Origin of the sequence: Mesorhizobium sp. M1143 (assembly GCF_040318435.1) — a bacterium.
GTDB lineage: Bacteria > Pseudomonadota > Alphaproteobacteria > Rhizobiales > Rhizobiaceae > Mesorhizobium.
This window is the reverse complement of sequence record NZ_JAMYMJ010000045.1, coordinates 20,725-47,638: the sequence shown is the minus strand read 5'-3', so window position 1 is coordinate 47,638 and position 26,914 is coordinate 20,725. Positions and strand designations below refer to the sequence as shown.

Below are 26,914 nucleotides of genomic sequence, written 5' to 3'. Positions count from 1 at the left end.
TATGTTTATAAGATCCAGGTTGAGGGGTGTTCCAGGGAACGCCAACGCCTCACTCCGCTTGAACACCCCGCATCCGTTGAGGGGGCACGGGGCGATCCACCTTCTCCCACAGGGGGAGAAGACAAGAGGGCCAATTCCTAACAACTTGATTCAAACTTTGTTGGTAATTTCTCGTTAGTAATCGAGGCCGGTTTGTCCGGCGGCGTCTGTTTGCCTTCGGTCTGTTGTGTTTTGCGTACAGGTCCAGATGCGGATTTCAGGCGTCGTCAGTTTCATGTTGGCATCGCTGTGGCTTGCCGGCTGTTCGTCCACAGCGGGCGTCGATGGCTTGCAGCCGTCGAACGAGACGACCAGTTCGGTTGTGCGTCCGAGCGCGCCGGTCACAGCGGCTCCGGCGGAGACCGCCGACCTCGCGCCGATGCGGTCCGAAATGGTGGCCGACAACGCTGTGGCCGACAATGCGCCGCCCTTTTCCATGGTCGAGGAAGAAGAGGCCATCGTCGCGGGCACGCCGCAGGGGAGCACCAGACCACAGCTCGAGCCCGCCGCTCTGATGTCTGCGCCGAAGCGGTTGACGCGCGCTGCGCCGGCCATGCTGGCCTCGCCAGTCACCCGCTACGGTTTTCGCGACGCCAAGCCGATCAATTTCGGCAAGGCTTCGCCACGCTACCTTGCCGTCCACGGCGTCGACGTCTCGCGCTGGCAGGGCAATGTCAACTGGGGCAAGCTGCGCGCCCAGGGCGCCAACTTCGCCTACATCAAGGCGACCGATGGCGGCGACCATCTCGATCCGCTGTTCATGAAGAACTGGCGCAATGCCGACGCCGCCGGGCTGAAGCGCGGCGCCTATCATTTCTTCTACTGGTGCCGCACCGCGGGCGAGCAGGCCGACTGGTTCATCCGCAATGTGCCGAGGGTCGAAGGCGCGCTGCCACCGGTAATCGATGTCGAGTGGAACGGCGAATCTTCCTGCAAGCGGCGGCCGTCGCGGGCCACCGTGCTGGAAAAGATGAAGGTGTTCATGGACAAGCTGGAGCGCCATTACGGCCAGCGGCCCATCATCTACACCGCACCGGATTTCTATCGCGACAATCTCAAGGGTGCGTTTCTCGATTATCCGTTCTGGCTGCGCGCCGTGGCGCGGCATCCCTCAAAAGTCTATCCCGGCCGCAAATGGCTGTTCTGGCAGTACTCCGGCTCCGGCCTGTCGCACGGCGTGACCGGCCGCATCGACCTCAACGTCTTCCATGGCGACGAGCGCGCCTGGCGGGCATGGGCAGGCGGGCAGACGACCGTCGCCGACGCCGACTGAACGTCAGGCCGGTGCCGGTGCGCCTGCGCTGCCTGCCGCTGCGCCTTGGGTTGAATTTTCAGCGTCTCGCTAACGATCCGCTCACTGTGTCCTTTAGCGGTATCGCAACAGCCTTCCGGTAACGTGCCCGTGATCGGGTTTCGGAGGGGTCCATGCGCAATCCAGTTGTGGCTGTCGCTCTTGCCGCCGCTGTCGGCTACGGGTTTTTCAGCTCGCTCGGCCACATGCCGGGCGGAAGTGGCACTTCGCTGGCCGAGTCGAAGCAGAACGTCGTGTCCTATTCCACCGAGGACAAGGCGATGCAGGCCGCCAAGGACAGCGGCCGCTCGACCCTCAAGCGCTTCCACGAATTGATGGACGCCGGCACACCCGGCACCTACACGGTAAAATTCCCGCTGACCCAGAACGGCGCCACCGAGCATATCTGGCTGCAGCTGGTCGGCTACAGCGACGGCTCCTATATCGGCCTGCTCGCCGACGTCCCGGTCAATGGCAACAAGTACAAGATGGGCGACAGGATGACGGTGACCGAGGCCGACGTCGAGGACTGGATGATCAAGAACGGCAAGGTGATCTATGGCGGCTACACCACGCGCCAGGCGCTTGCGGATATGCCGAAGGAACAGGTTGCAAGATACGGGTTGACCTTCAAGGACTGAGGGTTGAGGCGGGGGCGAGTTTTATCGCGGTGCCTAGAGGGCTGTCGCGCTTTTCGCGTTCGCGTATCTCTGCCGTCTGCGCCAGCACCCAGTCGCGAAACACCTTGATTTTGGGCGCGTTGCGGCGGCTCTCCAGATGCACCAGCCAATAGCCGTCGCCGTCCGATCCAAGCACGCCGAATGGCTGTATCAACTGGCCCTTTTCCAACAGGGCGCTGTAAAGGTTTCTGGTGAGGATCGCGGCGCCCTTGTCGGTCAGCGCCGCCATCGCATCATAGGCCTGCGTACCCAGCTTCGGGCCAGCGATGACGCGATCGGGCTCGAACGGCACGCCGGCAGCCTTGAACCAGATTTCCCACCAGGGATCGTCGGCACAGCATAGCGGCACTTGGTAGAGATCCTCGGGGCGGTGGATGCCGCCGACGCTTTCGGCGAGTCTCGGGCTGAGCATCGGCGTATAGTCCGCCTTGAACAGATAGTGAGCCGTCAGGCCCGGCCATTTTCCACTGCCGGTGCGAATGCCGACATCCATGTCGCCGCGCGTGAAATCGACCAGCCCGTGCGATGTATTCACCTTCACGGCAAGATCGGGATGCATCAGCTGGAATGTTCCAAGCCATACGGCCAGCCAGTTCGATGCGAAGGTTTCCATGGTCGTCACCGACAGCACGCCGGTCGCTCCACCCTTGGTGGCGACCCATGCGTCGGCCAGGGTCGAGAACGCGCCTGTTGCGTGCGGCGCCAGCTGCTGTCCGGCCTCGGTCAGCGCGATCTGCCTTGTTTTTCTTATGAAAAGCGGCGTTCCGGCACGTTCTTCCAGCACCTTTATCTGATAGCTGGCAGCTGATTGGGTCATGCCGAGTTCTTCGGCTGCCTTGGTGAAACTGCCCAGCCGGGCCGCGGCTTCAAAGACCCTGATGGCTCCTAATGGTGGTAGTTCCCAGCTCATGACGCATCAATCCCGCTGATGCATACTACGCGACGTTCGATTGGAAACCAAGCCCGGAAAACGGCATGCTGCATTCATCGGATCAAACCCTGAGGATACGGCAATGACCACCACCATCGCTCTCTACAACACGCTTCGCCGCCCGGTGCTCGACCTCTTCACCGCGCCGTTCAGGCCTCGCAAGCGCGGCTTGCTCGACCGCCGCTCGCTGTCGGATCATTTCCTCAGGGATATCGGTATGCTTGACGGACGCGTGCCTCCCGGCACCATTGGCTAAGCAAGCTCTTTGACCAGGGGAGGGAAAGATGACTGTGCCATCCGAGGATCTGGCGAAGAGCCGCCAAACGATCAACGCCTATGAGGACTATGCCGAACGCTACGACGCTCTGGTGCGGCACGTTCCGAACCAAAGAGAACAGAAATGGCTGAAGCGCCTGGTGAAGATCGCCGGCAAAGGTGGCCGGATTCTGGAAGTCGGTTCGGGGCCCGGATACGATGCGGACTTCGTCGAAGGGCTCGGTGTCCAGGTTCGGCGCACAGACGCAACGAAGCGGTTTCTCGAGTTGCAGGCCGCACGCGGCAAGCATGGTGAGTTTCTCGATCTCATCACCGACGATCTCGGCGGCCCCTACGACGCGGTGCTCGCATTGTGCGTCCTGATCCACGTGCCGCGCGAGCAGGCCGACCAGGTGCTTGCCAAGATTGCCGGGTCGTTGCGGCCGGGCGGCGCCTTCCTCGTCTCGATGCGCATTGGCGATGGCGAGAAGAGCGGCGAATATCATACGGTCTACTGGCGCAGGGACGACTTCGCGGCCCGCCTTGAAAACGCCGGGCTGGTTCTTGTCGGAGACGAATTCAACGTCGGCCGCGATCGCGAAGAGTGGACCACCTTTCTGGCTGTGAGGCCGTCATGACGCGCCGCGGACTGTTTTTGTTCGTGCTGCTCAGCCTCCTGTGGGGCATTCCCTATTTGTTGATCAAGCTGGCGGTTGCCGAGGTGTCGGTGCCCTTCCTGGTCTTTGCCCGAACAGCCGTCGGCGCCCTGGCGCTGCTGCCCTTCGTCCTTGTCCAGCGCAGTTTCGGATGGCTGAAGACACATTGGCCGGCGGTCGCCGCATTCTGTCTGGTCGAGATGATCCTGCCATGGGGGCTGATCACCCATGGCGAAGTCAGCATCGACAGTTCCACCGCCGGACTGCTGATTGCCATGACGCCGGCGGTAACCGTCGCGCTCTCAAAGCTGATGGGCTCGGATGAGCGGCTGGGGATACGCCGCTGGACCGGTCTTTTCCTCGGTTTTGCCGGTGTCTTCGTGCTGGCGCTGCCGACCTTGGGTGGCGGATTTCTCGCGGTCGTCGAGATTCTCATGGCCGCGGCCTGCTATGCCTCGGGTTCGATCATCGCGTCGCGCTGGCTGAACGATGTGCCGGCAACCTCGCTGACGGCAGTCTGTCTGGCAGGGGCCGCGCTGATCTACGCCGTGCCGGCAGCGTTGGCCTGGCCGGCGGCCATGCCGTCGACAACGGTGGTTGGCGCAATCCTCGGTCTTGGCGTGTTTTGCACGGCGATCGCCTTCGCCACCTATTTTCTGCTGGTGCGGGAGATCGGCCCCGAACGGGCGGTCGTCATAACCTATGTGGCGCCCGCCGTCTCCGTGGCAGCCGGCGTGCTCGTCCTTTCAGAGCCGCTCGATATCGGCATTGTAGCGGCTTTCGCGCTCATCCTGTGCGGATCATATCTCGGCACGTGGCGCGCTCCGCCAGAACCGTCCGTGTCCGCGACCTCGGCAAGTTGACCGGCGGCCGCCAGCCGCCGTCAGAAATAAGGTCGCAGGTTCTCGCGAATGCGGTCCAGCACCGTCTTTCCCGAGATATCGGCGGTGAAGGTCTTGCCGGTGATGGTCTCAAAGGCCTGCGTGTAAACCCGCGATGTCTGCTCGATGAGCTCGGCGGGGATTTTCGGAATACGATCCTTGTAGGGATCGCAGCGCGCGGTCACCCAGGCGCGAATAAAGTCCTTGTCGAAACTTTGCGGCCGCTCGCCTGCCTTGAAACGCTCTTCATAGGTTGCCGCAAGCCAGTAGCGGCTTGAGTCGGGCGTATGGATTTCATCGGCAAGGATGATGGTGCCATCCTTGTTCGTGCCGAACTCATATTTGGTGTCGACCAGGATCAGGCCGCGCTTCGCGGCCAACGCTTTGCCGCGCGCAAACAGCGCCAGCGCATAGCGCGAGACTGTGTCCCATTGCTCTTCCGATAACAGGCCGCGCGTCAGGATCTCGTCGCGCGTCAAGGGCTCGTCATGACCGCCATCGAGCGCCTTGCTGGTCGGCGTGATGATGGCCTGCGGCAGCTTCTCATTGTCGCGCAGCCCGTCCGGCAGGCGGATGCCGTACATATCGCGTTCGCCGTTCTTGTATTTCGTCAGCACCGAAGTGCTGGTGGTGCCGGCGAGATAGTCGCGAACAACGATTTCCACCGGCAGAATGTCGAGCCTGGTGCCGACAACGACATTGGGGTCGGGATAATCGAGCACATGGTTTTGGCAGATGTCCGCCGTTTCCTCGAACCAGTAGCGCGCCGTCTGCGTCAGCAGCTCTCCCTTGAGAGGTATTGCGGTCAGGATCACATCGAAGGCGCTCAGCCGGTCGGTGGCGATGATGATGCGGCGGCCATCCGGCAGATCGTAATTCTCGCGGACCTTGCCTTTGTAGTGGTTCGGGAGTTCCGGAATGAAGGCATCCGAGAGAACGCGCAGTGCTGTCATCCTGGTCTCATGGCTCCTAACAGTTTGGGCGACTCTTAACAAAGTTGAGGGGGCTTCGATACCCGAGGAAGGGCGGTTCGTCCTTCGCGAATAATCAAGACATTGCCTTCGCCGTGCTATCTATTCGCAGCTTCCGACACTCCTGGGGGACGCGGTGGACGTAGAGCTCAAATTTCTGATTGTCGGATTTGCCTGCGCGATCGCGGGCGGTCTGTCGTTCATCACTTTCGTCAAATGGCGCGAGGTGCAGGCGATGAGCCACTGGCTGCCGGCGCCGGGCAAGATCATCTCGTCGCGCGTCGAGGCGCGTGAAGTCAGAAGGTCGGGCGTCGGCTCGGACAGCAGCGACACCACCGAGATGCGCAATTTTCCGGCGATCACCTTCGAATACAAGGTCGGTAAAAAGAAATTTCAAAGCTCGCGCTACAGCGTGAAGGAGAATCTGGGGAATTTCGAAGTCACCGAAACCCTGGCGCAGTTTCCCACCGGCGCTGAAGTGACCGTCTTCTACAATCCGGCCGATCCGGGCAAGGCCGTGATCGAACGCACCCTGCCGGACGGCGCCTTCAAGTTCATGGTCAAGCTCTCGGCCGGGCTGGTGATCGGCACGGTGGTGCTGGTGTTTTCGCTCGGTGGCGTGCTGGAGGCGATCCGGCCGCACCTGCCCAAGCCGCAGAACCTCGGCGCCGGAGCGCTGCTGCTGTTCATGGGCCTGATGATCCTGCGCATGGCCTTCGTCCAGAAGTCGCTTGCCGAGCAGGCGGCAAAATGGCCGGTCGCGCCCGGCCGCATCGATTCCTCCGGTCTGCAGGCGCTACGAAACTACAGCGGCCACCGACGCTGGAGCACCGTTTTCAAATCCCGCATCGTGTACAGCTACGGCGTCGCAGGCCAGCACTACACCTCAGACCGCGTCACCTTCGGCGCCACGGTCACCGCTTCAATGCCCGGCCTCGTCAGCAGCCAGGCGCGCAGCTATGCCGAGGGCGGCAAGGTCGACGTGCATTACGACCCAGCCAACCCCGCCTCGGCAGTGCTCGAATGCAGGGTGCGCGGGCTTTGGCTGCTGTGGGTCTGTTCGGCCGCGTTTCTGGGCGGCGCGGCTTGGCTGGTCGGTTTTATCTGAGGCGCCCACTTTCATGACAAGACATCCAATGATCGTCCGCAGGCTGGCCGTCGTTTGCCTGGCTCTGCTCGGCGCCGTGCAGGCAGCGAGCGCAAAAGAATGTCTGCTCAGCCATGCCACCTACCGCGAGCCGCGTTCGGGCGCGGTGATGCAATTCCGGCCGCTGAACAATGAGCCGGCGGCACTGACGGCCGAAGTGTTTTCGGTGACCGTGCCCAACACCGACACGCGCTTGCCGGCCGACATCACCTGGACCAATGGCAAAAATTCGTTTCCGCTCGGCACCATCCGCCATGCCTGCACCGACGACGACCGCGAAGCGGGGCTGGAGGACGGCAGCGGGATGTGCCGGATATGGACTGGCCAGGTCTATGCCTTGACCGGAGGCGGAGCCGAGCAGCTGAATTCACGCGAAGCGACACCGGCGCCGAAAGGCTGTTGCTGCCCGATTTCGGCGCGGGCTTCACCGAATTTGCCGATTTCGCCAATGCCAATCCGGACGGCTCGGCGTGGGACGCCTTCACATTGACAGGATGCAGCGATGAATAGCGCCATGAGACCGATTGTCTGGATATGCACGCTGTTTGCCTCGGCGACGATATCAGCCGCAGCGCGGGCGGACGAGCCGGCGCCATCCCGCCCGCCGATCGACAAATGCGTCTGGGAAAAGCTGGCCGACAAGACGATTGGGCTGGCCGCCTGGGTGCAGCGCTGCGATTTCGGCTTCCGCCAGATCCATTTCGAATTCGTCGACAACGCACTCGCCATCAAATACAGCGATGGCAGCGCGCCCGATCCGCTGATCGAGGTGTTCGACATCAAATCAGGCGAAACCGCCGAGGCCGCGGTGTTGCGCCTGTTGCTGGAAAAGACCGACAAATCAGTCAGCGCCCGCTGCGTGCTGACGCCCTACACCGAGGGCACCGTGCCCACCGGCGTCAAACGCTACACATTCAGCCCCGACGCCGCCTATTCCAAAGAGCTGAAAGCGCTTGCCAATGACGAAGTTCCCGAACCGCCCTGCGGCGACTGGGGCGAAATGCCGGATGGTATTCAGTATTTCGAGGCGCCGGCGGGTGAGGGGCGGAGGGTGCTGTTCGTTCGGGCGGGGCAGGACGAGCCGCTGTTCGACGATCAAACGCTGCGGGTGCCGGGATAGGATGTTGTCCTGAAGGGCTACCGCTTATGCCTCTACGTATTCCGCGAGACTGATTCCTTTGGGCACCTCCAGCCCATCGGCACGCAAGCCCTCGATGTGAAAGCGTATAGCGTCGCGAATTTCGATTTCTACTTCTGGCACGGTAGCACCAGTTGCGATGCAGCCGGGTAGGTCCGGCACATAGGCAGAGAAATTGTTGCCTGCTTTTTCAATCACCACCGCGTAACGCATATAGTCACTCCTTCAAACCGGACTGCTTGAGGATGCTGTTCAGTGTTCCTGGCGCAACCTCTTCAGACGGTTTGCCGGCCACGGTGACGCGGCCGGCTTTGGTTTTGTGCTTATATTGGCGATGGCTGCCCTTGGTTGCAACCAGATACCAACCGTCGGTCTCCAGCAGGCGAATGACTTCGCGGACTGTAAGCCGAGGCGGCATGAGTTCTCAGCTGCACCCGCTCGTCGATCCACAAGTATCGCACTTCTCGCAGGTTCCGTTCCGCACCATGGTGAAGTTGTGGCATTCCGAGCATTCGTTGCCGGTGTAGCCTTGCATCAAGGATTGCTGACGCCGCGTGGAGGCAAGCGCCTTTGCCTCGGCCGCTTCTTTCGCTGCTTCGTCGGTGAACAAACCGGTGGGGTCGGCTGCCTCCTCGGAAACAATATCTTCGACCAATTCCTTGGCTCGCTCCTCATAGTCGCGCTTGTAGGCGATGGCTTCGTCGCTTGCTGGTTTAAGCGCCAGCACATTGGAGCCTGAGAACGCAGTTGGGGTGACCCGGGCAGGGGCCGCGGCAGGTGATCCGGCAAAACCCTTGGGTTCGCCACCTAGGCCAGACACCAACTTGACCGGCGAGGCGCCGCGGGTAAGGCCCTTCGAGAACGGCGTCGCCTTGCCTTCGTTGATGCCGCGTCCGAGCGCCGTCTTGTCGAAATCCGACTGGTCGACATGGGCGAGGTCGTGGCGGCCGAGGTAGGACACGGCGAGTTCGCGGAACACGTAGTCGAGGATCGACGTCGCATTCTTGATCGCGTCGTTGCCCTGCACCATGCCGGCCGGCTCGAATTTGGTGAAGGTGAAGGCCTCGACAAATTCCTCGAGCGGCACGCCATATTGCAAGCCAAGCGAGATGGCGATGGCGAAGTTGTTCATCATCGCCCGGAAAGCGGCGCCTTCTTTGTGCATGTCGATGAAGATCTCGCCGATGCGGCCGTCGTCGAATTCGCCCGTGCGCAGGTAGACCTTGTGGCCGCCGACGACTGCCTTCTGGGTGTAGCCCTTGCGGCGATTCGGCAGTTTTTCACGATCGCGGTAGAGGCGTTCGATGACGCGCTCGACGATCTTCTCGGTGACCTGCACGGCACGCTGTGAAGCGGGCGCCGCGATCAACTGCTCGACCGCATCGTCCTCGTCGTCCTCGCTGTCGGCGAGCAGCGACGAATTGAGCGGCTGCGACAGCTTCGAGCCGTCGCGATAGAGCGCGTTGGCCTTCAGCGCCAGCTTCCACGACAGCATGTAGGCGCCCTTGGCGTCTTCCACCGTCGCATCGTTGGGCATGTTGATGGTCTTGGAGATGGCGCCGGAGATGAAAGGCTGTGCCGCCGCCATCATCTGGATGTGGCTGTTGATGGACAGCGAGCGCTTGCCGATCTTGCCGCACGGGCTGGCGCAGTCGAACACCGCGAGATGCTCGGCCTTGAGGAAGGGCGCGCCTTCCAGCGTCATCGCACCGCAGACATGGATGTTGGCGGCTTCGATGTCCTTCCTGGAGAAGCCGAGCGCCGGCAGCATCTCGAACGAGAAGTCGTTGAGCTGCTCGTCGGTGAAGCCGAACGTCTCCTTCACCCAGTCGGCGCCGAGCGTCCACTGGTTGAAGACGAACTTGATGTCGAAGGCCGACTTCAGTGCTGCATTGAGCGCCGCGATCTTGTCGTCGGTGAAGCCCTTCGCCTTGAGCGAGCCGGGGTTGACCGCCGGCGCCTGGTTCATGTTGCCGTGACCGACCGCATAGGCCTCGATCTCGGCGATCTGGCTTTCTGAGTAACCCAGTGTGCGCAGCGCTTCCGGCACGGCGCGGTTGATGATCTTGAAATAGCCGCCGCCGGCAAGCTTCTTGAACTTCACCAGCGCGAAGTCGGGCTCGATGCCGGTGGTATCGCAATCCATGACGAGACCGATCGTGCCGGTCGGCGCAATCACGGTCGCCTGCGCGTTGCGGTAGCCATGCTCCTCGCCGAGTTCGATGGCGCGGTCCCAGGCAGCCTTGGCGTGCGCGGCCAGTTCCTGCTGCTTCAGGTCGGACGCGACCAGCGGCACCGGATTGACGGCGAGCTTCTCGTAGCCCTGCTTTTCGCCATAGGCGGCACGGCGATGGTTGCGCATGACGCGCAGCATGTTCTGCGCATTGCGGTCGTAATCGGCGAAGGCGCCGAGCTCGCCGGCCATCTCGGCCGAGGTGGCATAGGCAGTGCCGGTCATGATGGCGGTGAGCGCTGCGCAGATGGCGCGGCCCTCGTCGGAATCATAGGGGATGCCGGACGTCATCAGCAGGCCGCCAATGTTGGCATAGCCGAGGCCGAGCGTGCGGTATTCGTAGGACTGCTTGGCGATCTCCTTCGACGGGAACTGCGCCATCATCACCGAGATTTCGAGGACGACGGTCCACAGCCGCACCGTGTGCTCATAGGCGGCGATGTCGATCGTGCCGTCGGCATTGCGGTAAGGCAGCAGGTTGATCGAGGCCAGGTTGCAGGCCGTGTCGTCGAGGAACATGTATTCCGAGCACGGGTTGGAGGCCCGGATCGCACCGGCCGAAGCGCAGGTGTGCCAGTCGTTCATCGTCGTGTTGAAATGCAGGCCCGGATCGGCCGAAGCCCAGGCGGCGTAGCCGATCTTTTCCCAGAGGTCGCGTGCCTTCAGCGTCTTCAGCACCTTGCCGTCCTTGCGGGCGGTCAGATGCCAGTCGGCGTCGTCCTCGACGGCGCGCAGGAAGTTGTCCTTCAGCGACACCGAATTGTTGGAGTTCTGGCCGGAAACGGTGAGGTAGGCGTCGGAATCCCAGTCGGTGTCGTAGGTCTTGAACGACATCGCGGTGTAGCCCTGCTTGGCGAACTGGATGACGCGGTAGATGTAGTTCTCCGGCACGGCCGACTTCTTGGCCGCCTTGATCTCGCGCTTCAGCGCGGTGTTGATCGACGGGTCGAAGCAATCGTCATCATGGCCTTCGCAATTGATGCAGGCCTTCATGATCGCTTCGAGATGTTTTTTCACGATCTTGGAGCCGGTGACCAGCGACGCCACCTTCTGCTCTTCATTGACCTTCCAGTCGATGAATTCCTCGATATCGGGATGGTCGGCGTCGACAATGACCATCTTGGCCGCACGACGCGTGGTGCCGCCCGACTTGATTGCGCCCGCCGCGCGGTCGCCGATCTTGAGGAAGCTCATCAGGCCGGACGAACGGCCGCCGCCCGACAGCTTTTCGCCTTCGCCGCGCAGCATGGAGAAATTGGAGCCGGTGCCCGAGCCGTATTTGAACAGGCGCGCTTCGCGCACCCACAGGTCCATGATGCCGCCTTCGTTGACGAGATCGTCCTGCACGCCCTGGATGAAACAGGCATGCGGCTGCGGATGCTCGTAGGAGGACTTCGACTTGGTCAGCTTGCCGGTAAACGGGTCGACATAATAGTGGCCCTGGCTCGGACCATCGATGCCGTAGGCCCAGTGCAGACCGGTGTTGAACCATTGCGGCGAGTTCGGCGCAACGCGCTGGGTGGCGAGCATATAGGCGAGTTCGTCGCGGAAGGCGCTCGCGTCTTCTTCCGACTTGAAGTAGCCGCCCTTGTAGCCCCAATAGGTCCAGGTGCCGGCCAGCCGGTCGAAGACCTGGCGGGCGTCGATTTCGGAACCGTAGCGCTCGGCTTCCGGCAGCTTGGCAAGCTCGGCCTCGTCGGCGACGGAGCGCCACAGGAAGGAGGGGACGTCGTTCTCCTCGACCTTCTTCAGGCGCGCGGGCACGCCGGCCTTGCGGAAATACTTCTGCGCCAGGATGTCGGCGGCAACCTGCGAGAACTGCGCCGGCACATCGATATTGTCCAAGCGGAACACCACCGAGCCGTCCGGATTCTTGATCTCCGAAAGCGCCTTGCGGAATTCGATCTCCGCGTAAGCTGATTGGCCTGGCTTGGTGAAACGACGCTCGATGCGCATTGGTCCGGTCCCTTTTGTCTATATATAGCGCTTTTCCCCGGGGATTTCTGCCCCCAATGCGAAACGCGCATGTCCGCCGTCTGCCGGCGTTCGAAAACACCGGCTCTCCTTGTGGCAGTCTTCGTCGCCTTGCTGGTCGAGCTTCTTACGATGCCGCTGTTCCAACTCTGCGCCGAACCCTGCGGGTCCCTCAAAACTGAATTTTTCCTCGATTCCCTCGACCGAGGGAAATTCACACTATCTAGCGTCGAACCTGCCTGCAAACACTAAATATAGTGTTAACAGACAATTTATTCCAGTCCGACAAATCTCCCTTTTCGCTCCCGAAGCCCCCACGATCCAACGCTTCCGCCAGCCTCGTAAACAGGCGGAAATCATGGCCAAAACGCACAAAATCCGGGAAAATGACCGGGCTCGAAACTCTCCGGTCGCGCCCTCAACAAGAGCACATGGCACATAAAAGGCGACTCGGTTTGCGTCGTCAAGGATTCGTTTGCGTAGCTTTTGTGACCCCAACATCTTGTGTGTCACATATGTGGATAACGGGGACAAAAAGCGGCTGAGGAAAGCCCGATTCTGCCGGCGTGGACCGCTGGTGAGCGGTTCACCCGAGACAGGCCCGGCCGGATTCTGGCTCACAGCCTTTTCATTTTAGCTGGCGTGCATTATGTCTTTGGCGTCGCGCGGGGGCGCGTCTTGTCAATTCCAAGAGCATCCGTTACGCCCCGCCCATGACAGTTACCGTCCGTTTTGCCCCCTCACCAACCGGCCGCATTCATATCGGCAATGCCCGCACCGCCTTGTTCAACTGGCTGTTTGCCATGAACAACAAGGGCCGTTTCATTCAGCGCTTCGACGACACAGACATTGCCCGCTCGAGGCAGGAATTTTCCGACGCCATCCTCTACGACCTGCACTGGCTGGGGATTTTTCCCGACGCCACCGAATACCAGTCGCGGCGCTTCGAAACTTACGACGCGGCGGTGGAGCGGCTGCAGAGAGCCGGCGTTGTCTATCCCTGCTACGAGACCCCCGAAGAACTCGACCTGCGCCGCAAGGTGCGCCGCACGCGCGGCCTGCCGCCGGTCTATGGCCGCGAGGCGCTGGCGCTTTCGCAGCAGCAGATCGCCGAATACCGCTCCGATGGCCGCCGGCCGCACTGGCGCTTTCTGCTGCCGAATTTCACCAGCGATCCGCTGCAGCCCGAACGCACCGAAGTGCACTGGAACGATCTGGTGCGCGGCGAGGAAACCGTCGATCTGGCCTCACTGTCCGATCCGGTGCTGCGGCGCGAGGACGGCACTTATCTCTACACGCTGCCTTCGGTCGTCGACGACATCGAGATGGGGGTCAGTCATGTCATCCGCGGCGACGACCACGTCACCAACACCGGCGTGCAGATCGCGCTGTTCAAGGCATTGGGCGCCGAGCCGCCTGTCTTCGGCCACCACAATCTCTTGACCACGGCCTCGGGCGAGGGCCTGTCGAAGCGCAGCGGTGCGCTGTCGATCGAAAGCCTGCGCGAGGAGGGCATCGAACCGATGGCTGTGGCTTCGCTGGCCGTCCTTGTCGGCACCTCGGAAAATGTCGCAGCGGTGCATGACATGCCGGCACTGGCCGCGCGCTTCGATCCCGCCGCCACGTCGAAATCGGCGGCCAAATTCGACCCGGACGAGCTGTTCGTGCTCAATCGTGCGCTCATGCACCACATGCCGTTTTCCGAGGCGCGGGATCGGCTGATCGTGCTCGGCATCTCCGGCGACAAGGCCGAGCCGTTCTGGCTGGCGGTGCGCGGCAATCTCGACCGGCTGAGCGACGCGGTCGGCTGGTGGCGTATCCTTGCCGACGGCCCGCGGCCGGCGCCGGAATTTTCCGACGAGGATCGCGACTTCCTGCAGGAGGCCTTCGACCTGCTGCCGGAAGAGCCGTGGACCGGCACGGTCTGGAAAGACTGGACGGCCAGGATCAGGGAAGCCAGCGGCCGCAAGGGCAAGGCGCTGTTCATGCCGCTCAGGTTGGCGCTTACCGGACTTGCTTCCGGGCCGGAGCTTGCAGATCTATTGCCGCTTCTGGGTCGGGAAGGAACGCTGGCCCGACGACCCTGACCTTGCGCTGGTCCGGCGGGATCAGCGACACCGGCGACACCACCGGCTTGACGGCAAGGCGCTTGATGGCGGCGCGGTCGAGCCCGCCTTGTACGTTCGCCAGCGTCTCCGGATCCGCGCCCGGATCGGGTTTGGCCGCCGGCACCGGAATGAATGGCGTTGTCTCGGTATCAGGCTGCGATTGCTCGGGCGGTGGCGGGTTGCCGCCGATGATCTCGAAATTTCCGGCCTGCGCATTGCAGCCACAAGCCAGCGGCCGCGACATGTTGGGCTGTTTGTAGAGATAGGCGGTCGGCAACTCGCTGTAGGGCCTGCCGGTCACCGACGACGTCATGTTGGCCGAATCGTCTTCCATGCCGCGCGAATAGAACACCTGCATTTCGGTGCCGGGGCAGCTCGATTCGCAATTCTTCTGGTCGCGCTCGAAATCGCCGAGCGAAGCCGAGTTCGACATCGGGAAGAAATAGCCGTCGCAGGTGCGCACGCAGCTCGTATGAAACTCGCCGCCAACCGTCGGGAAATCCGGCACGCCGGGCTGGTTGAGGACGCGGCGCACATTGCGCTCCTCGCCGGGATCATCGGGCTGATCGAGCGTGTCGATCTGCCGGTTGCCGCCAAAAAGCTGGTCGAACAGATTGCCGTCGTCGGGTTCGCGGCTGGCTTCCTGCAGCGGCTCCCGGCGCGGCGCGGGCTCGTCGCGGCAGCCATTGGCGTCGAGCGCGGCCAGGATGCGGCCGCGGTCGCCCCGCGAGCCGCCGCCGGCAAGCTGCGCGCGCTTGGCTTGCAACGCATCGAGATTGGCGTTCATGCGATCGATGCTGCTGTTCAGCGCAGCACATTGGCTGACATTGCGCGAAAACAGCGAAAACCCGCAATTCGCATCGCTCGCACGACCGCGCACCTTTGATAGCTGTTCGAACTGGCGGGAGATGGCCTTGTCATACTTCCGCACCATGCTGGAATTGCCGCCGCCATTCGATGAAGAAGCAAGCTCGGCTTCCAGTTGACGGCAAACGCGGGAGGCGGCCTGCGGTTCAGTGGTGGCGACGGCCGAAAGCACAAGCGCGCCGAGCAGCGCAGCCAGGTGCTTCAGCCTCCATCGTCCGCCCGTCATTGCCCGAACCCCGCTTGCCTGCCTGTCTACCGGATTCGCGGTTAACCGTTCCCTCAATCTACAACCAAAGATGGTCTTAGCCCATAGAGGCGTTGCAGGAGGCGTTTGGATAGGGCGGCAACTGTGCGATCTCACCGCTGCATGAAAAAGGCGCAATCGCCCCGGAATTATCCCACGATCCAGCAATGCCCCGGGGAGCTGGCATGACCGCGATTACCCGTCGAACCGCACTGCAGTTCGGCCTCCTGTGCCTGGCGGCGCCCGCAGCCTTGGCGCAGGAAAATCCAGCCGCTCCGGACTGGCGCAGCAAATTGGTCGAAGCCGCGCGTGAGCAGATCGGCGTCACCACCTTCTACGACCCGGCCTATGTCCGCCTCGGCTATCCCGGCGGCGACGTCGCGCCGGATAGGGGCGTGTGCACGGATGTCATCGTGCGCGCCTATCGCCGCGCCTTCAATCTCGACCTGCAGAAACTGGTGCATGAGGATATGGCCGCCAATTTCGCCGCCTATCCCAAGACCTGGGGCCTGAAAGCGACCGACCGCAACATCGACCACCGACGGGTCGGCAATCTTGCCGCTTTTTTCGGGCGCAACGGAGTTTCCTTGCCCGCCAGCGAGTATCCTCCCGACTTTCAGCCGGGCGATATCGTCACCCAGATGCTGCCCGGCAACCTGCCGCACATCGTCATCGTCTCATCCGAACGCTCGGCGGACGTGCCGGAACGAGCGCTGGTCATCCACAATATCGGGGCGGGCGCCCGCGAGGAGGACACGTTGTTTGCCTTCACGCAGACCGGGCATTACCGTTTCGTGCCTGCCTGACGGCGTCAGTTGAAATGAACCACCGCCTGTGCCTTGTGCGCCGCCTCGACCACCGCAAGCGCCGTCATGTTGACGACGCCGCGCGAGGTCACCGACGGCGTCAAAATATGCGCCGGCTTGTCGGTGCCAAGCAGGATCGGCCCGACATGCAGCGCGTCCATCATCGTGCGCAGCGCGGTCAGCGTGATGTTGGCGGAGTCGAGGTTGGGGAACACCAGGAGATTGGCTTCGCCCTTCAGCCGCGAATGCGGATAGACGCGCTGGCGCAGATGCTCCGACAGGGCTGAATCGGCATGCATCTCGCCGTCGCATTGCAGGTCGGGCGCAACGCGCGCCAGGATCGCCGCTGCCTGCCGCATCTTCAGCGCGCTGGGAGAATCACGCGAGCCGAAATCCGAATGCGACAGCAGCGCTGCCTTCGGCTCGATGCCGAAGCGCTGGATTTCCTCCGCCGCCAATATGGTCATTTCGGCGATTTCCTCGGCCGTCGGGTCGACCGAGACATGGGTGTCGGTGAGGAAGATGATGCCGCGCTGCGAGATCAGCATCGACAGCGTCGACAGGTCGCGGTCCTTGACGCCCGCGCGTGGTCCGATGACCAGCGTCACATTGCGCAGATGCCGCTCGAAACGGCCCTCGAGGCCGCAGATCATGGCGTCGGCATCGCCGCGCTTCAGCGCCAGTGCCGCAATCACCGTATTGTCGGTGCGCACCATGGTGCGCGCGGCCTCCGTCGTCACGCCGCGCCGGCCGGCAAGCTCGATCAACAGGTCGACATAATGGCGGTAGCGCGGATCGTCTTCCGGGTTGATCAGGCCGAAATCGACGCCCGGCTTGATACGCAGGCCGTAGCGCTTCAGCCTGACCTCGATGACATGCGGGCGGCCGATCAGGATCGGCTCGGCAATGCCTTCCTCCAGCACCACCTGGGCTGCGCGCAGCACGCGCTCGTCCTCGCCGTCGGCATAGATGACGCGCTTGGCGGTCGACGCCTTGGCCGAGGAAAACACCGGCTTCATCACTAGGCCGGAGCGGAAGACGAAGCGGTTGAGCTGGTCGATATAGGCGGCGAAGTCGGTGATCGGCCGGGTCGCGACGCCGGTGTCGCAGGCAGCCTTGGCCACCGCCGGCGCGATGCGCAGGATCAGGCGGGGATCGAAGGGCGAGGGGATAAGGAAGTCGGGTCCGAAGATCGGCGTCTCGCCGGAATAGGCGCGGGCGGCGACGTCGGATGGTTCCTCGCGGGCAAGGGCAGCAATTGCCCTGACCGCGGCCATCTTCATCTCCTCGTTGATGGCGCTGGCGCCGCAGTCCAGCGCACCGCGGAAGATGTAAGGAAAACAAAGCACGTTGTTGACCTGATTGGGAAAATCGGAACGGCCGGTGCAGATCATCGCGTCGGGACGGGCGGCGCGCGCGACCTCCGGCATGATCTCGGGATTGGGGTTGGCCAGCGCCAGGATCAACGGCTTAGGCGCCATATGATCAAGCAATTCCGGCTTCAGCACGCCGGCGGCCGACAGGCCGAGAAAAACGTCGGCGCCAGGGATCACATCGGCCAGCGTGCGCGCCTCGGTGTCCTTCACATAGGGGTCTTTCCAGCGATCCATCTCGTCGGTGCGGCCCTTGTAGGCGACGCCGAAGCGGTCGGTGACCCAGATGTTCTCTACCTTGGCGCCAAGCGAGACCAACAGGTTGAGGCAGGCGAGCGCTGCCGCACCGGCGCCTGAGGTGACGATCTTGATGTCGGAAATGGTCTTGCCGGCGAATTCCAGCCCGTTGAGCACGGCGGCGGCGACGATGATGGCGGTGCCATGCTGGTCGTCATGGAAGACGGGAATGCCCATGCGGGCCTTCAACTGCGCCTCGACCTCGAAGCATTCGGGCGCCTTGATGTCCTCGAGATTGATGCCGCCGAAAGTCGGCTCCAGCGCCGAGATCGTCTCGACCATGCGCTCTATGCCCGGCGCGTCGATCTCGATGTCGAAGACGTCGATGCCGGCGAATTTCTTGAACAGCACCGCCTTGCCTTCCATCACCGGCTTGGAGGCGAGCGGGCCGATATTGCCGAGCCCGAGCACGGCCGAGCCGTTGGAGACGACGCCGACCAGATTGGCGCGCGCTGTATAATCGGCCGCGGTTGCCGGATTGTCGCGGATTTCGAGGCAGGGCGCGGCAACACCCGGCGAATAGGCCAGCGCCAGATCGCGCTGGTTGCCGAGCGGCTTGGTTGCCTGAATCTCGAGCTTTCCCGGCCTTGGATGCTTGTGGAAGTAGAGGGCGGCTTCGTCGAGGTCCGAACGTGCCGTTTTCTTGTTCTCGCCTTCCATGCGGCCGCTCCCTCAAACCTGCTTTGCAGCCTTTTAGCACGCAAAAATGGTTTTTCGCGACGCCAAATGACGCAAGGGCGGCTAAAACAACCCGGTCCGGAAAGATCGAACTATTTCAGATGATTGCGCTGAAATCCTGCCGATTATCCATCGAGCCCTTCAGAACGCGCTGACATAGAGGCCGCCATCGACCGGGATGTTCTGGCCGGTGAGATAACCGGCATGGACCGAGCACAGAAAGGCGCAGATCTGGCCGAACTCTTCCGGCGTGCCGAGCCGCTTGGCCGGAACGTCGGCGCTGATGCGGGTCTTGCGCGCTGCGGCCGCTGCCGGGTCTTCCATCGTGCCGGCCTCATGCGGGCCGCGCAGCCGGTCGGTGTCGAGCTTGCCCGGCAGCAGGCTGTTGATGGTGACGTTGCGGTCGATCACCGTTCGTGCCACGCCGGCGAGGAACGAAGTCAGCCCGGCTCGCGCGCCGGACGACAGATCGAGGCCGGGAATCGGGACGTAGACCGACAGCGAGGTGATGTTGACGATGCGGCCGAAGCCGCGCTTGGCCATGCCGTCGATCACGGCCTGCACCAGTTCGATCGGCGTCACCATGTTCTGCGTCACGCCTTCGAGGATCTTTGCGCGGTCGAGTTCGCGGAAATCGCGCAAGGGCGGGCCGCCATTGTTGTTGACCAGGATATCCGGGTCGGGGCAGGCGGCAAGGAGCGCGTTCTGCACGTCGGGTTTCGAGACGTCGCCGACGATCTCGGTCACCTTCACGCCGTAGCGTTCGCGCAGTTCGGCTGCGGTTTTTGCCAGCAGCTCGGCATTGCGGCCGTTGACGACGAGATCGCAGCCGGCCTCGGCCAGCGCCATGGCGCAGCCGCGGCCCAGCCCTTTGCTCGATGCGCAGACGATGGCCTTCTTGCCCTTGATGCCCAGATCCATGACGATTTTCTCCTGTGAATGGCGCGGCACGCTAGCCCTTTGGCTGGCCCAATCGCAACCGTCATACGGTTGTTGCATGAATCGGGGCATAGCCTGCGCGAAAGCAACGGTGACGATCTGATGTCCGGTACAGAAACCCGCACTTTCCGCAGCATGTTCATATCCGACCTGCATCTCGGATCGAAGGCGGCCAAGGCCGAGTTCCTGATCGATTTCCTGCGGTATCACGACGCCGATATCATCTATCTCGTCGGAGACATCGTCGACGGCTGGCGTCTGCGGCGCAGCTGGCATTGGCCGCAGAGCCACAATGACGTCGTCCAGAAACTGCTGCGCAAGGCGCGCAAGGGCACCTCGATCACCTATATCGCCGGCAATCACGACGAATTCGCGCGCCAGTTCCAAGGCGTGCATTTCGGCGGCATCGTCGTTGCCGACCGCGCCATCCACGAAACCGCCGATGGCAGGCGCCTGCTGGTCATCCATGGCGACCAGTTCGACACCGTCGTCCACAATGCACGCTGGCTGGCCTATCTCGGCGATTACGCCTATGACGCGGCGATGCTGGTCAACCGCGCGGTGACGAGGCTGCGCCACCTGCTTGGGCTTCCCTACTGGTCGTTCTCGTCCTGGGCCAAGGTCAAGGTCAAGAAGGCGGTCAACTTCATCGGCTCGTTCCAGACCGTGCTGACCGAGGAGGCCCGCCGCTCGCACGTTGACGGCGTCATCTGCGGCCACATCCATCACGCCGCGATCGAGACTTATGAGGATGTGCAGTACATCAACACCGGCGACTGGGTGGAGAGCTGCACGGCGGTGGTCGAACATTTCGACGGCAAGATGGAGATCATCCACTGGGCGCTGGTGCTGCCCGAAGCACCGGACGAGCCGTTCATCCCGCTGCTCATCGAAGACAGGGTCGTCGAAGCGGCATAACCCTCCTGTTAATCGACTGGTCCAGGCAGTTTCGGACCGCTTTCGCGCATGTTAAGGGATCGATGTGCGTTGCAGCCCTTTGTGCAGCGTAATTGGATCGATTCATGTCGCTGCCGCCGCTCTCGCCCGAACAACTCGTCAAGCCGCGCCATTTCGAACTGCGCATGAGTCTGATCTTCGCGACATTATTCGTGTCGCTGGGAACGCATGTGCCTTATTTCCCGCTGTGGCTGCATGCCCAGGGTTTCCACGCCGAGCAGATCGCCATCATCCTGGCGGCGCCGATGTTCCTGCGCGTGGTGACGACGCCGCTGCTGACCGCGCTGGCGGACCGGGCGAAGGACAGGGCCGATGTCTATATTGCGCTGGTGGCCGCGACGATGGTGCTTTCCGCCGGCTATTTCCTCACTCCCACCTATGCGGCGGTGCTTGCCGTATCGCTGGCGCTGACGGTGGTGTGGACGCCGCATTCGCCGATCGCCGATTCGCTCGCGCTGTCGGGCGTGCGCCGCTTCGGCTCGAACTACACCGCGATGCGCAAATGGGGCTCGATCTCCTATCTCTGCGCCAACGTCGCAGGCGGCTTTATCCTGGCCTGGACGAGCCCGCAGGCCGTGCCGGTAATCATCTTTGCGGCATTGTCTGCCGCGCTCGTCGCCGGATTGCTGGCGCCGCGGCTTGGCCGCCCGCGCCGGGCTTCGCCGCTTTCGGCCGCCGACATCCAGCATCAGGCGCCGAGCCTTCTCAATCCGTATTTCCTGTATTTCACCCTCGGCGTCGGCATCATCACCGCCAGCCATGCCTTCCTCTACGGCTTTGTCTCAATCTACTGGAAATCGGTCGGCATCAGCGATTCCGTCGTTGGCCTGCTGTGGGCCTGGGGCGTGGTGGCCGAGGTCTGCATGTTCGTGTTTTTCAACCGTATTTTTGCCTCCGTCTCAGTCGTCAAGGTGATGCTGATCGCCGGCGTCGGCTCCATCGTGCGCTGGATCGCCTTTCCGTTGATCTGGCCACTCGGGCTTGGCGTTGCCGGTTTCTTCGGCGTCCAGACCCTGCATTCGGTGTCGGTGGCGATGGTGTTGATCGGCCTGCAGAAGATGATCGGCGAAACGGTTTCGGAAGAACGCACGGGTGCGGCGCAAGGCATTGCCTATTTCTTCAACGGCTTCTTCATGGCGGCGGTGACGCTGGCGTCCGGCCCGCTTTACGAGCGCTACGGCGTCGACGGCTTCCTGGCGATGATCCCGATCGCCATCGTCGGCCTGGCGCTGATCGGGCTCGCCGCGCGTTCAGCCCCACAGCATCCTGTCAGGCGGTGACACCAGCGACCCCTGGTACACGAGGCCGGGCTGGCGGTCGCGGGCAAGCAGCAGCGGACCGTCGAGGTCGACGAAGTCGGCGCCTTGCGCCAAAAGCACTGCCGGCGCCATCGCCAGCGACGTGCCGACCATGCAGCCGACCATCACGCCGAATCCCAGCTCCCGGGCGCGGTTGCGAAGGGTAAGGGCGGCGGTCAGACCGCCGGATTTATCGAGCTTGATGTTGACGGCGTCATAGAGGCCGACAAGCGCTTCGAGGTCCTTCGCCTCGTGGACGCTTTCGTCTGCGCAGATCGGCAGCGGATGCGCGATGTGGCGCAGGATGGCATCATGGCCGGCGGGAAGCGGCTGTTCGATCAGGGCTATGCCGTGTTCGGCGGCGAAAGCGAGATTCTCGATGATGTTGGCATCGGTCCAGCCTTCATTGGCGTCGAGGATGATGCGGCTGTCGGGCGCCGCTTCGGTCACGGCGCGGATGCGGGCCATGTCGTTGTCGCCGCCAATCTTGACCTTGAGCAGCGGCCGCCCGGCATTGGCGCGGGCTTGCGCCGCCATTGCCTCCGGCTCGCCCAGCGACAGCGTGTAGGCCGTCTCCAGCGCCGACAAGGGCACAGCGTGGATGGCGTCCGCGACCGCAACGCCGCTGATCTTGGCCTCCAGGTCCCACAAGGCGCAATCGATGGCGTTGCGGGCAGCACCCGCCGGCATCGCATCAAGCAGTTCCTTGTGGCTGATGCCGCCTTCTATCTGCCGGCGCATGGCCTTGATGGCGTCGCGCACCCCCTCCATGGTCTCGCCATAGCGCTTGTAGGGGACGCATTCGCCCCATCCGCGATTGTCCCCATCGCTGATCGTGCAGGTAATGACTTCGGCTTCGGTCTTCGACCCGCGCGAGATGGTGAAGGTGCCGGCAATGGGAAAACGCTCGGCCTCAACCGAAATGACACGCGCCATAATTTTCTGCTCCGGCTATGCGACAACGCGTCGTCGGCAAATCGACAGGTACGACCCGTCAGGCTAAACAGGACGCCATGTTGACCATCGGCAAACGCGACGCAAGCGGCAACGCCGCCAAGGAGGCCGACCACCAGCCCCGCGTTGCGGTCGGCGAGGAGGGCGGCGTCCTCGGCTGCGCTTTCTCTGGAATCTGGACGACAACGACAGTGGCGCTGATCGACGCCGAGATGCGCAAGATCGAGCAGCGCAAAGGCTTCCAGACGCTCGCTTTGGATCTTTCCCACATCGAGAAGATGGACACCGCCGGCGCCTGGCTGATCGATCGCCTGGTCAGCGTCTTCGAAAAGAAGGGTGTCGAGATCAAGATGCAGGGGCAAAGCGATGTCGCCTCGATCCTGCTCGGCGCCGTTGGCGAAGCTGTCCGGCGCGAGCCCGAATCGCGCGGCGTCCGGCGCCCCAACATCATCCTCCGCGGGCTGGAGGCGGTCGGCCGCCGCATCTATGAGATGCGCGACGATTTCCTCGCCTCGATGAACATCCTCGGCGCCACCATCGGCGGCGCCCAGATGAAGCTCGGGCGCGGCCATGCCATCAATCCGGCGGCGATCTTCAACCAGATCGATCGCATGGGGGTCGGCGCCATCCCCGTGGTGGTGCTGATGTCGGCGATCGTCGGCGCCATCGTCGCCCAGCAGGGCGCCTACCAGCTCAATTATTTCGGCGCCAACATTTTCGTTGTCGATCTGGTCGGCGTGCTGATCCTGCGCGAACTCGGCGTGCTGATGACCGCCATCATGATCGCCGGCCGCTCCGGCAGCGCCATCACCGCCGAGATCGGCTCGATGAAGATGCGCGAGGAGGTCGACGCGCTGAAGGTCATCGGCCTCAACCCGATCGGCGTGCTGGTGTTTCCGCGCCTGGTGGCGCTGGTGATCGCGCTGCCCTGTCTCACCATCGTCGCCAATTTTGCCGCTCTTGGCGGCGGCATCCTAGCCGCCTGGCTTTATTCCGGTATTGCGCCGACGGCCTTCATCGACCGGCTGCGCGGCGCGATCGATATCAGCACCATCTTCGCCGGGCTGATCAAGGCGCCGTTCATGGCCATGATCATCGGCACCATTGCTTCCGTAGAAGGCATGAAGGTCGGCGGCAGCGCCGAATCGCTGGGTCTGCACGTCACCGCCTCGGTTGTGAAATCGATCTTCGTTGTCATCATCCTCGATGGCCTTTTTGCCATCTTCTACGCATCGATCGAGTTCTGACATGATGCGCAGAAACTCAAAGGCGACCAAGGCTGTGCAGGGAATGGAAGAAGACGATATCGTGCTGTCGGTGCGCGATATCACCGTTGCCTTGGACGACAAGCTGATCCTCGACAAACTGGCGCTCGACATCAAGCGCGGCGAAATCCTCGGTTTCGTCGGCGCCTCGGGCGCCGGCAAATCGGTGCTGCTGCGCACGATTCTCGGCCTGCTGCACAAGCAGTCCGGCACGATCAAGCTGTTTGGTCTCGACCTCGAAAAGGCCAGCGACATCGAGCGGTTGCGCATCGACATGCGCCTTGGCGTGCTTTTCCAGCACGGCGCCCTCTTTTCGGCGTTGACCGTGCAGGAAAACGTGCAGGTGCCGATGCGCGAATATCTCGATCTGCCGAAGAAACTGATGGACGAGCTGGCCTTGCTCAAGATCGAACTGGTCGGCCTGCCGCCGGACGCCGCGCAAAAATTTCCCTCGGAGCTTTCGGGCGGCATGATCAAGCGCGCCGCCTTGGCGCGGGCGCTGGCGCTCGACCCCGACATCGTCTTCCTCGACGAGCCGACGTCCGGCCTCGACCCGATCAGCGCGTCCGAATTCGACGAATTGGTGGTGAAGTTGTGCGATACGATGGATCTGACGGTCTATATGGTGACGCACGATCTCGACACGCTGTTTACCGCTTGCGACCGCGTGGCGGTGCTCGGCAACAAGAAAATCCTGGTCGAAGGCACGATCGACGACATGCTGAAAAGCGAAGAACCGTGGGTCAAATCCTATTTCCGCGGAAAACGCGCTCGGCAACTTGATCTTGCCGCGCGCGCATAGACATAAGTGGGGCAATGGAAACCAGAGCCAACTACGTAATTGTCGGCATTTTCACCCTGGCTGCGATCCTGGCGGCGTTCGGGTTCGTCTATTGGACCGCCCAGATCGGTGATCGCGGCGAGACGGCGGAGCTGCGCGTGCGCATTCAGGGTTCGGCCTCCGGCCTCGGCCCCGGCAGTCTGGTGCTGTTCAACGGCGTCAAGGTCGGGGTGGTCAAGCGCGTCTATTTCGACCGCAATGACCCCAATGCCGCCATTGCTACGACCGAGATCGACCAGACAACGCCGCTCACCAAATCGACGCAGGCCGATATCGGCATCGCCAGCCTTGCCGGCCAGGTCAACATCGAATTGAAGGGCGCCGATCCCAAGGAACCGAACCTGCTGGAAGAGGCGGCAAAGGAAGGCAGGACGGCCGAGATCATCGCCAATCCGTCAGCGGTCACCAACCTTCTGCAGACGGCGCAGAACATCTTCACCCGCGCCGACAAGGTGCTTTCCGACCTAGAAGGTTTCACCAGGGATGTGCGCGGGCCGCTGACCCAGACCGTCAAGAACGCCCAGACATTTTCCGATGCGCTGGCCAGGAATGCCGACGGCATCGACAAGTTCCTGACCGCCGTCAGCGCGGTGTCGGATGAGCTGAAGGGTGTTTCCGGCAAGCTCGACGGCACGCTGAAGGCTGCCGAAGGCCTGCTCAATGCCGTCGACAAGGACAAGATCAAGAGCATCGTCGCCAATGTGGACGCCGTCACCGCCAATCTGAAGGAGACCAGCGGACAGCTCGACGGAGTGATCAAGAACGTCGATACCGCGGTCGGCTCGGTCAACGATTTCGCCACGCGCACGCAAGGCACGCTGGCAAAGGTCGACAATGTGCTCGACGGCATCGATCCGGCGCAGGTGCGCGTGGCGCTCGCCAACATTCAGAAGGCCAGCGAAAATGCCAACAAGGCCGCCGCCGACATCGCCAAGGTGACCGACAAGTTCGCCGACCGGGCCGACGACATCGACGAGACGATCAAGGACGCCAAACAGCTTGCGTCGCGCCTCAACGATGCCTCGGTGCGCGTCGACGGCATCCTGAAAAGGGTCGATACGCTGCTCGGTTCGGGCCAGGCCGACGGCGTCATGGCCGATGCCAGGGACACGCTGAAGTCGTTCAAGCAGGTCGCCGACACGCTGAACGCCCGGCTTGGCACGATCACCGACAACATCGCGCGCTTCTCGGGCCAGGGCCTGTCGAATGTCGAGGCGCTGGTCCAGGACAGCCGGCGTTCGATCAGCCGCATCGAAGAGGCGGTGACCGATCTCAGCCGCAACCCGCAGCGCATCCTGTCGGGCGGCGACGGCGAGGTCCGGCAGTTCGATGGCAGGGCACGGCGTTGACTTCCGTGCCCGCCCGCAGCAATTACATGGATCGCGGATGCGGATTCATCATACGATCCGGGGACAGTGGGGATCACGCGTGACGTTCGGGTTGGGTGGGTATAGATCGGCAGTCGTTTTGCTTGGCTTGACGCTGGCTGGTTGCGCGGCATTGGGAGGCAAGCCGGCGCCGCTCGATACGTTCGAGCTGTCCGCCCCGTCGATCGACGCCCATGGCCACAGCCGCCGCCAGATCCTGATCGCCCAGCCCTCCGCGCTCAAGGCGCTGGACAGCCAGAACATCGTCATCAAGCCGTCAGACCGCTCGATCCAGTATCTCAAGGGCGCGCAATGGGCCGACCGGCTGCCGCTGATCGTGCAGGCGAGGCTCGCCGAAACCTTCCAGCGCTCCGGAAGCTTTGCCGGCGTCGGCAAGCCGGGCGAGGGGCTGGCGATCGACTACCAGGTGATCGTCGAGATCCGCTCCTTCGAAGTCCGCGTCAATGGTGGCGAGCATGCCGAGGTCAATCTCTTCGTGCGCATCCTGAACGACCGCAACGGCGAGGTGCGCGCCTCGAAGAGCTTCACCGCATCCGCTCCCGTCTCCGGCGGCGGCAATCCGGCCTATGTCAACGCGCTCGACAGCGCCTTCGGCGAGGCGGCGAAGGATATCGTGGGCTGGACGGATTCGGTGATCTGAGCCGGTCGAGGCTTCGAACGATCGTTCGTCGCGTTAAACCAGCACTCGACCAAATATCGCAGG

Annotated in this window: 25 protein-coding genes; 16 read left to right on the top strand and 9 right to left on the bottom strand. The window is 62.7% G+C overall.

What is annotated here, in order from left to right:
* Positions 1–247 precede the first annotated feature (247 nt).
* Positions 248–1,312, top strand: a complete 1,065-nt coding sequence (locus tag NKH35_RS24345; RefSeq protein ID WP_352520272.1) for a glycoside hydrolase family 25 protein — start codon at positions 248–250, stop codon at positions 1,310–1,312.
* Positions 1,313–1,464: 152 nt separating this feature from the next.
* The gene (locus NKH35_RS24340) at positions 1,465–1,971 is read left to right on the top strand and encodes a DUF2314 domain-containing protein (protein WP_023669056.1); all 507 of its coding nucleotides are present in this window, start codon (positions 1,465–1,467) and stop codon (positions 1,969–1,971) included.
* Here the strand turns inward: NKH35_RS24340 and NKH35_RS24335 are convergent.
* Entirely contained in the window at positions 1,961–2,920 is a 960-nt protein-coding gene (locus NKH35_RS24335; protein WP_023669055.1) for a LysR family transcriptional regulator, read from the bottom strand. The genes NKH35_RS24340 and NKH35_RS24335 overlap by 11 nt on opposite strands.
* A gap of 103 nt (positions 2,921–3,023) precedes the next feature.
* Between NKH35_RS24335 and NKH35_RS24330 the strand changes: the two genes are divergently transcribed.
* Genes NKH35_RS24330 through NKH35_RS24320 form a run of 3 tightly spaced genes read left to right on the top strand, consistent with a single transcriptional unit; the run spans position 3,024 to position 4,715 of the window.
* Positions 3,024–3,197 (top strand): hypothetical protein, encoded by a 174-nt coding sequence (locus NKH35_RS24330; RefSeq protein WP_023669054.1) that lies wholly within the window; start codon positions 3,024–3,026, stop codon positions 3,195–3,197.
* A 28-nt stretch (positions 3,198–3,225) separates the two neighbouring features.
* Complete coding sequence (locus NKH35_RS24325; RefSeq protein WP_023669053.1) at positions 3,226–3,834, top strand: class I SAM-dependent DNA methyltransferase; 609 nt, start codon at positions 3,226–3,228, stop codon at positions 3,832–3,834.
* Entirely contained in the window at positions 3,831–4,715 is an 885-nt protein-coding gene (locus tag NKH35_RS24320; RefSeq protein WP_023669052.1) for a DMT family transporter, read from the top strand. The genes NKH35_RS24325 and NKH35_RS24320 overlap by 4 nt, the downstream gene beginning before the upstream one ends.
* A 20-nt stretch (positions 4,716–4,735) precedes the next feature.
* On the opposite strand, the gene NKH35_RS24315 is transcribed toward NKH35_RS24320, so the two are convergent.
* Entirely contained in the window at positions 4,736–5,677 is a 942-nt protein-coding gene (locus tag NKH35_RS24315) for a phosphoribosylaminoimidazolesuccinocarboxamide synthase (protein ID WP_023669051.1), read from the bottom strand.
* A gap of 163 nt (positions 5,678–5,840) precedes the next feature.
* On the opposite strand from NKH35_RS24315, the gene NKH35_RS24310 reads away from it, so the two are divergent.
* Genes NKH35_RS24310 through NKH35_RS24300 form a run of 3 tightly spaced genes read left to right on the top strand, consistent with a single transcriptional unit; the run spans position 5,841 to position 7,971 of the window.
* Positions 5,841–6,812: a DUF3592 domain-containing protein gene (locus NKH35_RS24310; protein ID WP_023669050.1), complete on the top strand. Its 972-nt coding sequence runs from the start codon at positions 5,841–5,843 to the stop codon at positions 6,810–6,812.
* 13 nt (positions 6,813–6,825) lie between these two features.
* Positions 6,826–7,341, top strand: a complete 516-nt coding sequence (locus NKH35_RS24305) for a hypothetical protein (protein ID WP_245272087.1) — start codon at positions 6,826–6,828, stop codon at positions 7,339–7,341.
* A gap of 24 nt (positions 7,342–7,365) precedes the next feature.
* Positions 7,366–7,971, top strand: a complete 606-nt coding sequence (locus tag NKH35_RS24300; protein WP_245272086.1) for a hypothetical protein — start codon at positions 7,366–7,368, stop codon at positions 7,969–7,971.
* Positions 7,972–7,995: 24 nt separating this feature from the next.
* On the opposite strand, the gene NKH35_RS24295 is transcribed toward NKH35_RS24300, so the two are convergent.
* Genes NKH35_RS24295 through NKH35_RS24285 form a run of 3 tightly spaced genes read right to left on the bottom strand, consistent with a single transcriptional unit; the run spans position 7,996 to position 12,178 of the window.
* The gene (locus tag NKH35_RS24295; RefSeq protein ID WP_023669048.1) at positions 7,996–8,202 is read right to left on the bottom strand and encodes a type II toxin-antitoxin system HicB family antitoxin; all 207 of its coding nucleotides are present in this window, start codon (positions 8,200–8,202) and stop codon (positions 7,996–7,998) included.
* Between the two features lie 4 nt (positions 8,203–8,206).
* On the bottom strand, positions 8,207–8,407 hold the full coding sequence (locus NKH35_RS24290) for a type II toxin-antitoxin system HicA family toxin (protein ID WP_023669047.1): 201 nt from the start codon (positions 8,405–8,407) through the stop codon (positions 8,207–8,209).
* 6 nt (positions 8,408–8,413) lie between these two features.
* Positions 8,414–12,178: a vitamin B12-dependent ribonucleotide reductase gene (locus NKH35_RS24285; protein ID WP_023711452.1), complete on the bottom strand. Its 3,765-nt coding sequence runs from the start codon at positions 12,176–12,178 to the stop codon at positions 8,414–8,416.
* A gap of 731 nt (positions 12,179–12,909) precedes the next feature.
* Here NKH35_RS24285 and gltX point away from each other — a divergent pair.
* On the top strand, positions 12,910–14,283 hold the full coding sequence (gene gltX, locus NKH35_RS24280) for a glutamate--tRNA ligase (RefSeq protein WP_352916663.1): 1,374 nt from the start codon (positions 12,910–12,912) through the stop codon (positions 14,281–14,283).
* On the opposite strand, the gene NKH35_RS24275 is transcribed toward gltX, so the two are convergent.
* Positions 14,201–15,397 (bottom strand): DUF2865 domain-containing protein, encoded by a 1,197-nt coding sequence (locus NKH35_RS24275; protein ID WP_352916662.1) that lies wholly within the window; start codon positions 15,395–15,397, stop codon positions 14,201–14,203. The two genes, gltX and NKH35_RS24275, sit on opposite strands and share 83 nt — an antisense overlap.
* Before the next feature lie 203 nt (positions 15,398–15,600).
* On the opposite strand from NKH35_RS24275, the gene NKH35_RS24270 reads away from it, so the two are divergent.
* On the top strand, positions 15,601–16,221 hold the full coding sequence (locus NKH35_RS24270) for a DUF1287 domain-containing protein (RefSeq protein ID WP_352916661.1): 621 nt from the start codon (positions 15,601–15,603) through the stop codon (positions 16,219–16,221).
* A gap of 5 nt (positions 16,222–16,226) precedes the next feature.
* On the opposite strand, the gene NKH35_RS24265 is transcribed toward NKH35_RS24270, so the two are convergent.
* Positions 16,227–18,551 (bottom strand): NADP-dependent malic enzyme, encoded by a 2,325-nt coding sequence (locus NKH35_RS24265; RefSeq protein WP_023694169.1) that lies wholly within the window; start codon positions 18,549–18,551, stop codon positions 16,227–16,229.
* A gap of 159 nt (positions 18,552–18,710) precedes the next feature.
* A complete protein-coding gene (locus NKH35_RS24260; protein ID WP_023699356.1) occupies positions 18,711–19,490 on the bottom strand; it encodes an SDR family oxidoreductase in 780 nt (259 codons plus the stop codon).
* A 120-nt stretch (positions 19,491–19,610) separates the two neighbouring features.
* Between NKH35_RS24260 and NKH35_RS24255 the strand changes: the two genes are divergently transcribed.
* Positions 19,611–20,426, top strand: coding sequence for a UDP-2,3-diacylglucosamine diphosphatase (locus NKH35_RS24255; RefSeq protein ID WP_023715971.1), 816 nt, complete (start codon positions 19,611–19,613; stop codon positions 20,424–20,426).
* 104 nt (positions 20,427–20,530) lie between these two features.
* A complete protein-coding gene (locus NKH35_RS24250) occupies positions 20,531–21,745 on the top strand; it encodes an MFS transporter (RefSeq protein WP_023726894.1) in 1,215 nt (404 codons plus the stop codon).
* On the opposite strand, the gene dgcA is transcribed toward NKH35_RS24250, so the two are convergent.
* Complete coding sequence (gene dgcA / locus NKH35_RS24245) at positions 21,716–22,699, bottom strand: N-acetyl-D-Glu racemase DgcA (RefSeq protein WP_352916660.1); 984 nt, start codon at positions 22,697–22,699, stop codon at positions 21,716–21,718. The genes NKH35_RS24250 and dgcA overlap by 30 nt on opposite strands.
* Before the next feature lie 77 nt (positions 22,700–22,776).
* On the opposite strand from dgcA, the gene NKH35_RS24240 reads away from it, so the two are divergent.
* The 4 genes from NKH35_RS24240 to NKH35_RS24225 are packed head-to-tail and all read left to right on the top strand — an operon-like array spanning position 22,777 to position 26,851.
* Positions 22,777–23,964: an MlaE family ABC transporter permease gene (locus NKH35_RS24240; protein WP_023708615.1), complete on the top strand. Its 1,188-nt coding sequence runs from the start codon at positions 22,777–22,779 to the stop codon at positions 23,962–23,964.
* A 1-nt stretch (position 23,965) separates the two neighbouring features.
* Positions 23,966–24,784, top strand: coding sequence for an ABC transporter ATP-binding protein (locus NKH35_RS24235; protein WP_502906995.1), 819 nt, complete (start codon positions 23,966–23,968; stop codon positions 24,782–24,784).
* 14 nt (positions 24,785–24,798) lie between these two features.
* Complete coding sequence (locus NKH35_RS24230) at positions 24,799–26,172, top strand: MlaD family protein (protein WP_023806495.1); 1,374 nt, start codon at positions 24,799–24,801, stop codon at positions 26,170–26,172.
* A gap of 37 nt (positions 26,173–26,209) precedes the next feature.
* Entirely contained in the window at positions 26,210–26,851 is a 642-nt protein-coding gene (locus NKH35_RS24225; protein ID WP_460221573.1) for an ABC-type transport auxiliary lipoprotein family protein, read from the top strand.
* Positions 26,852–26,914 lie beyond the last annotated feature (63 nt).

Excerpts from the sequence above, each read along its gene's own strand:
- NKH35_RS24345 (WP_352520272.1), top strand. The coding sequence starts at position 248 with ATGCGGATTTCAGGCGTCGTCAGTTTCATGTTGGCATCGCTGTGGCTT.
- NKH35_RS24340 (WP_023669056.1), top strand. The coding sequence starts at position 1,465 with ATGCGCAATCCAGTTGTGGCTGTCGCTCTTGCCGCCGCTGTCGGCTAC.
- NKH35_RS24335 (WP_023669055.1), bottom strand. The coding sequence starts at position 2,920 with ATGAGCTGGGAACTACCACCATTAGGAGCCATCAGGGTCTTTGAAGCC.
- NKH35_RS24330 (WP_023669054.1), top strand. The coding sequence starts at position 3,024 with ATGACCACCACCATCGCTCTCTACAACACGCTTCGCCGCCCGGTGCTC.
- NKH35_RS24325 (WP_023669053.1), top strand. The coding sequence starts at position 3,226 with ATGACTGTGCCATCCGAGGATCTGGCGAAGAGCCGCCAAACGATCAAC.
- NKH35_RS24320 (WP_023669052.1), top strand. The coding sequence starts at position 3,831 with ATGACGCGCCGCGGACTGTTTTTGTTCGTGCTGCTCAGCCTCCTGTGG.
- NKH35_RS24305 (WP_245272087.1), top strand. The coding sequence starts at position 6,826 with ATGACAAGACATCCAATGATCGTCCGCAGGCTGGCCGTCGTTTGCCTG.
- NKH35_RS24300 (WP_245272086.1), top strand. The coding sequence starts at position 7,366 with ATGAGACCGATTGTCTGGATATGCACGCTGTTTGCCTCGGCGACGATA.
- NKH35_RS24295 (WP_023669048.1), bottom strand. The coding sequence starts at position 8,202 with ATGCGTTACGCGGTGGTGATTGAAAAAGCAGGCAACAATTTCTCTGCC.
- NKH35_RS24290 (WP_023669047.1), bottom strand. The coding sequence starts at position 8,407 with ATGCCGCCTCGGCTTACAGTCCGCGAAGTCATTCGCCTGCTGGAGACC.
- NKH35_RS24285 (WP_023711452.1), bottom strand. The coding sequence starts at position 12,178 with ATGCGCATCGAGCGTCGTTTCACCAAGCCAGGCCAATCAGCTTACGCG.
- gltX (WP_352916663.1), top strand. The coding sequence starts at position 12,910 with ATGACAGTTACCGTCCGTTTTGCCCCCTCACCAACCGGCCGCATTCAT.
- NKH35_RS24275 (WP_352916662.1), bottom strand. The coding sequence starts at position 15,397 with ATGACGGGCGGACGATGGAGGCTGAAGCACCTGGCTGCGCTGCTCGGC.
- NKH35_RS24270 (WP_352916661.1), top strand. The coding sequence starts at position 15,601 with ATGACCGCGATTACCCGTCGAACCGCACTGCAGTTCGGCCTCCTGTGC.
- NKH35_RS24265 (WP_023694169.1), bottom strand. The coding sequence starts at position 18,551 with ATGGAAGGCGAGAACAAGAAAACGGCACGTTCGGACCTCGACGAAGCC.
- NKH35_RS24260 (WP_023699356.1), bottom strand. The coding sequence starts at position 19,490 with ATGGATCTGGGCATCAAGGGCAAGAAGGCCATCGTCTGCGCATCGAGC.
- NKH35_RS24255 (WP_023715971.1), top strand. The coding sequence starts at position 19,611 with ATGTCCGGTACAGAAACCCGCACTTTCCGCAGCATGTTCATATCCGAC.
- NKH35_RS24250 (WP_023726894.1), top strand. The coding sequence starts at position 20,531 with ATGTCGCTGCCGCCGCTCTCGCCCGAACAACTCGTCAAGCCGCGCCAT.
- dgcA (WP_352916660.1), bottom strand. The coding sequence starts at position 22,699 with ATGGCGCGTGTCATTTCGGTTGAGGCCGAGCGTTTTCCCATTGCCGGC.
- NKH35_RS24240 (WP_023708615.1), top strand. The coding sequence starts at position 22,777 with ATGTTGACCATCGGCAAACGCGACGCAAGCGGCAACGCCGCCAAGGAG.
- NKH35_RS24235 (WP_502906995.1), top strand. The coding sequence starts at position 23,966 with ATGATGCGCAGAAACTCAAAGGCGACCAAGGCTGTGCAGGGAATGGAA.
- NKH35_RS24230 (WP_023806495.1), top strand. The coding sequence starts at position 24,799 with ATGGAAACCAGAGCCAACTACGTAATTGTCGGCATTTTCACCCTGGCT.
- NKH35_RS24225 (WP_460221573.1), top strand. The coding sequence starts at position 26,210 with ATGCGGATTCATCATACGATCCGGGGACAGTGGGGATCACGCGTGACG.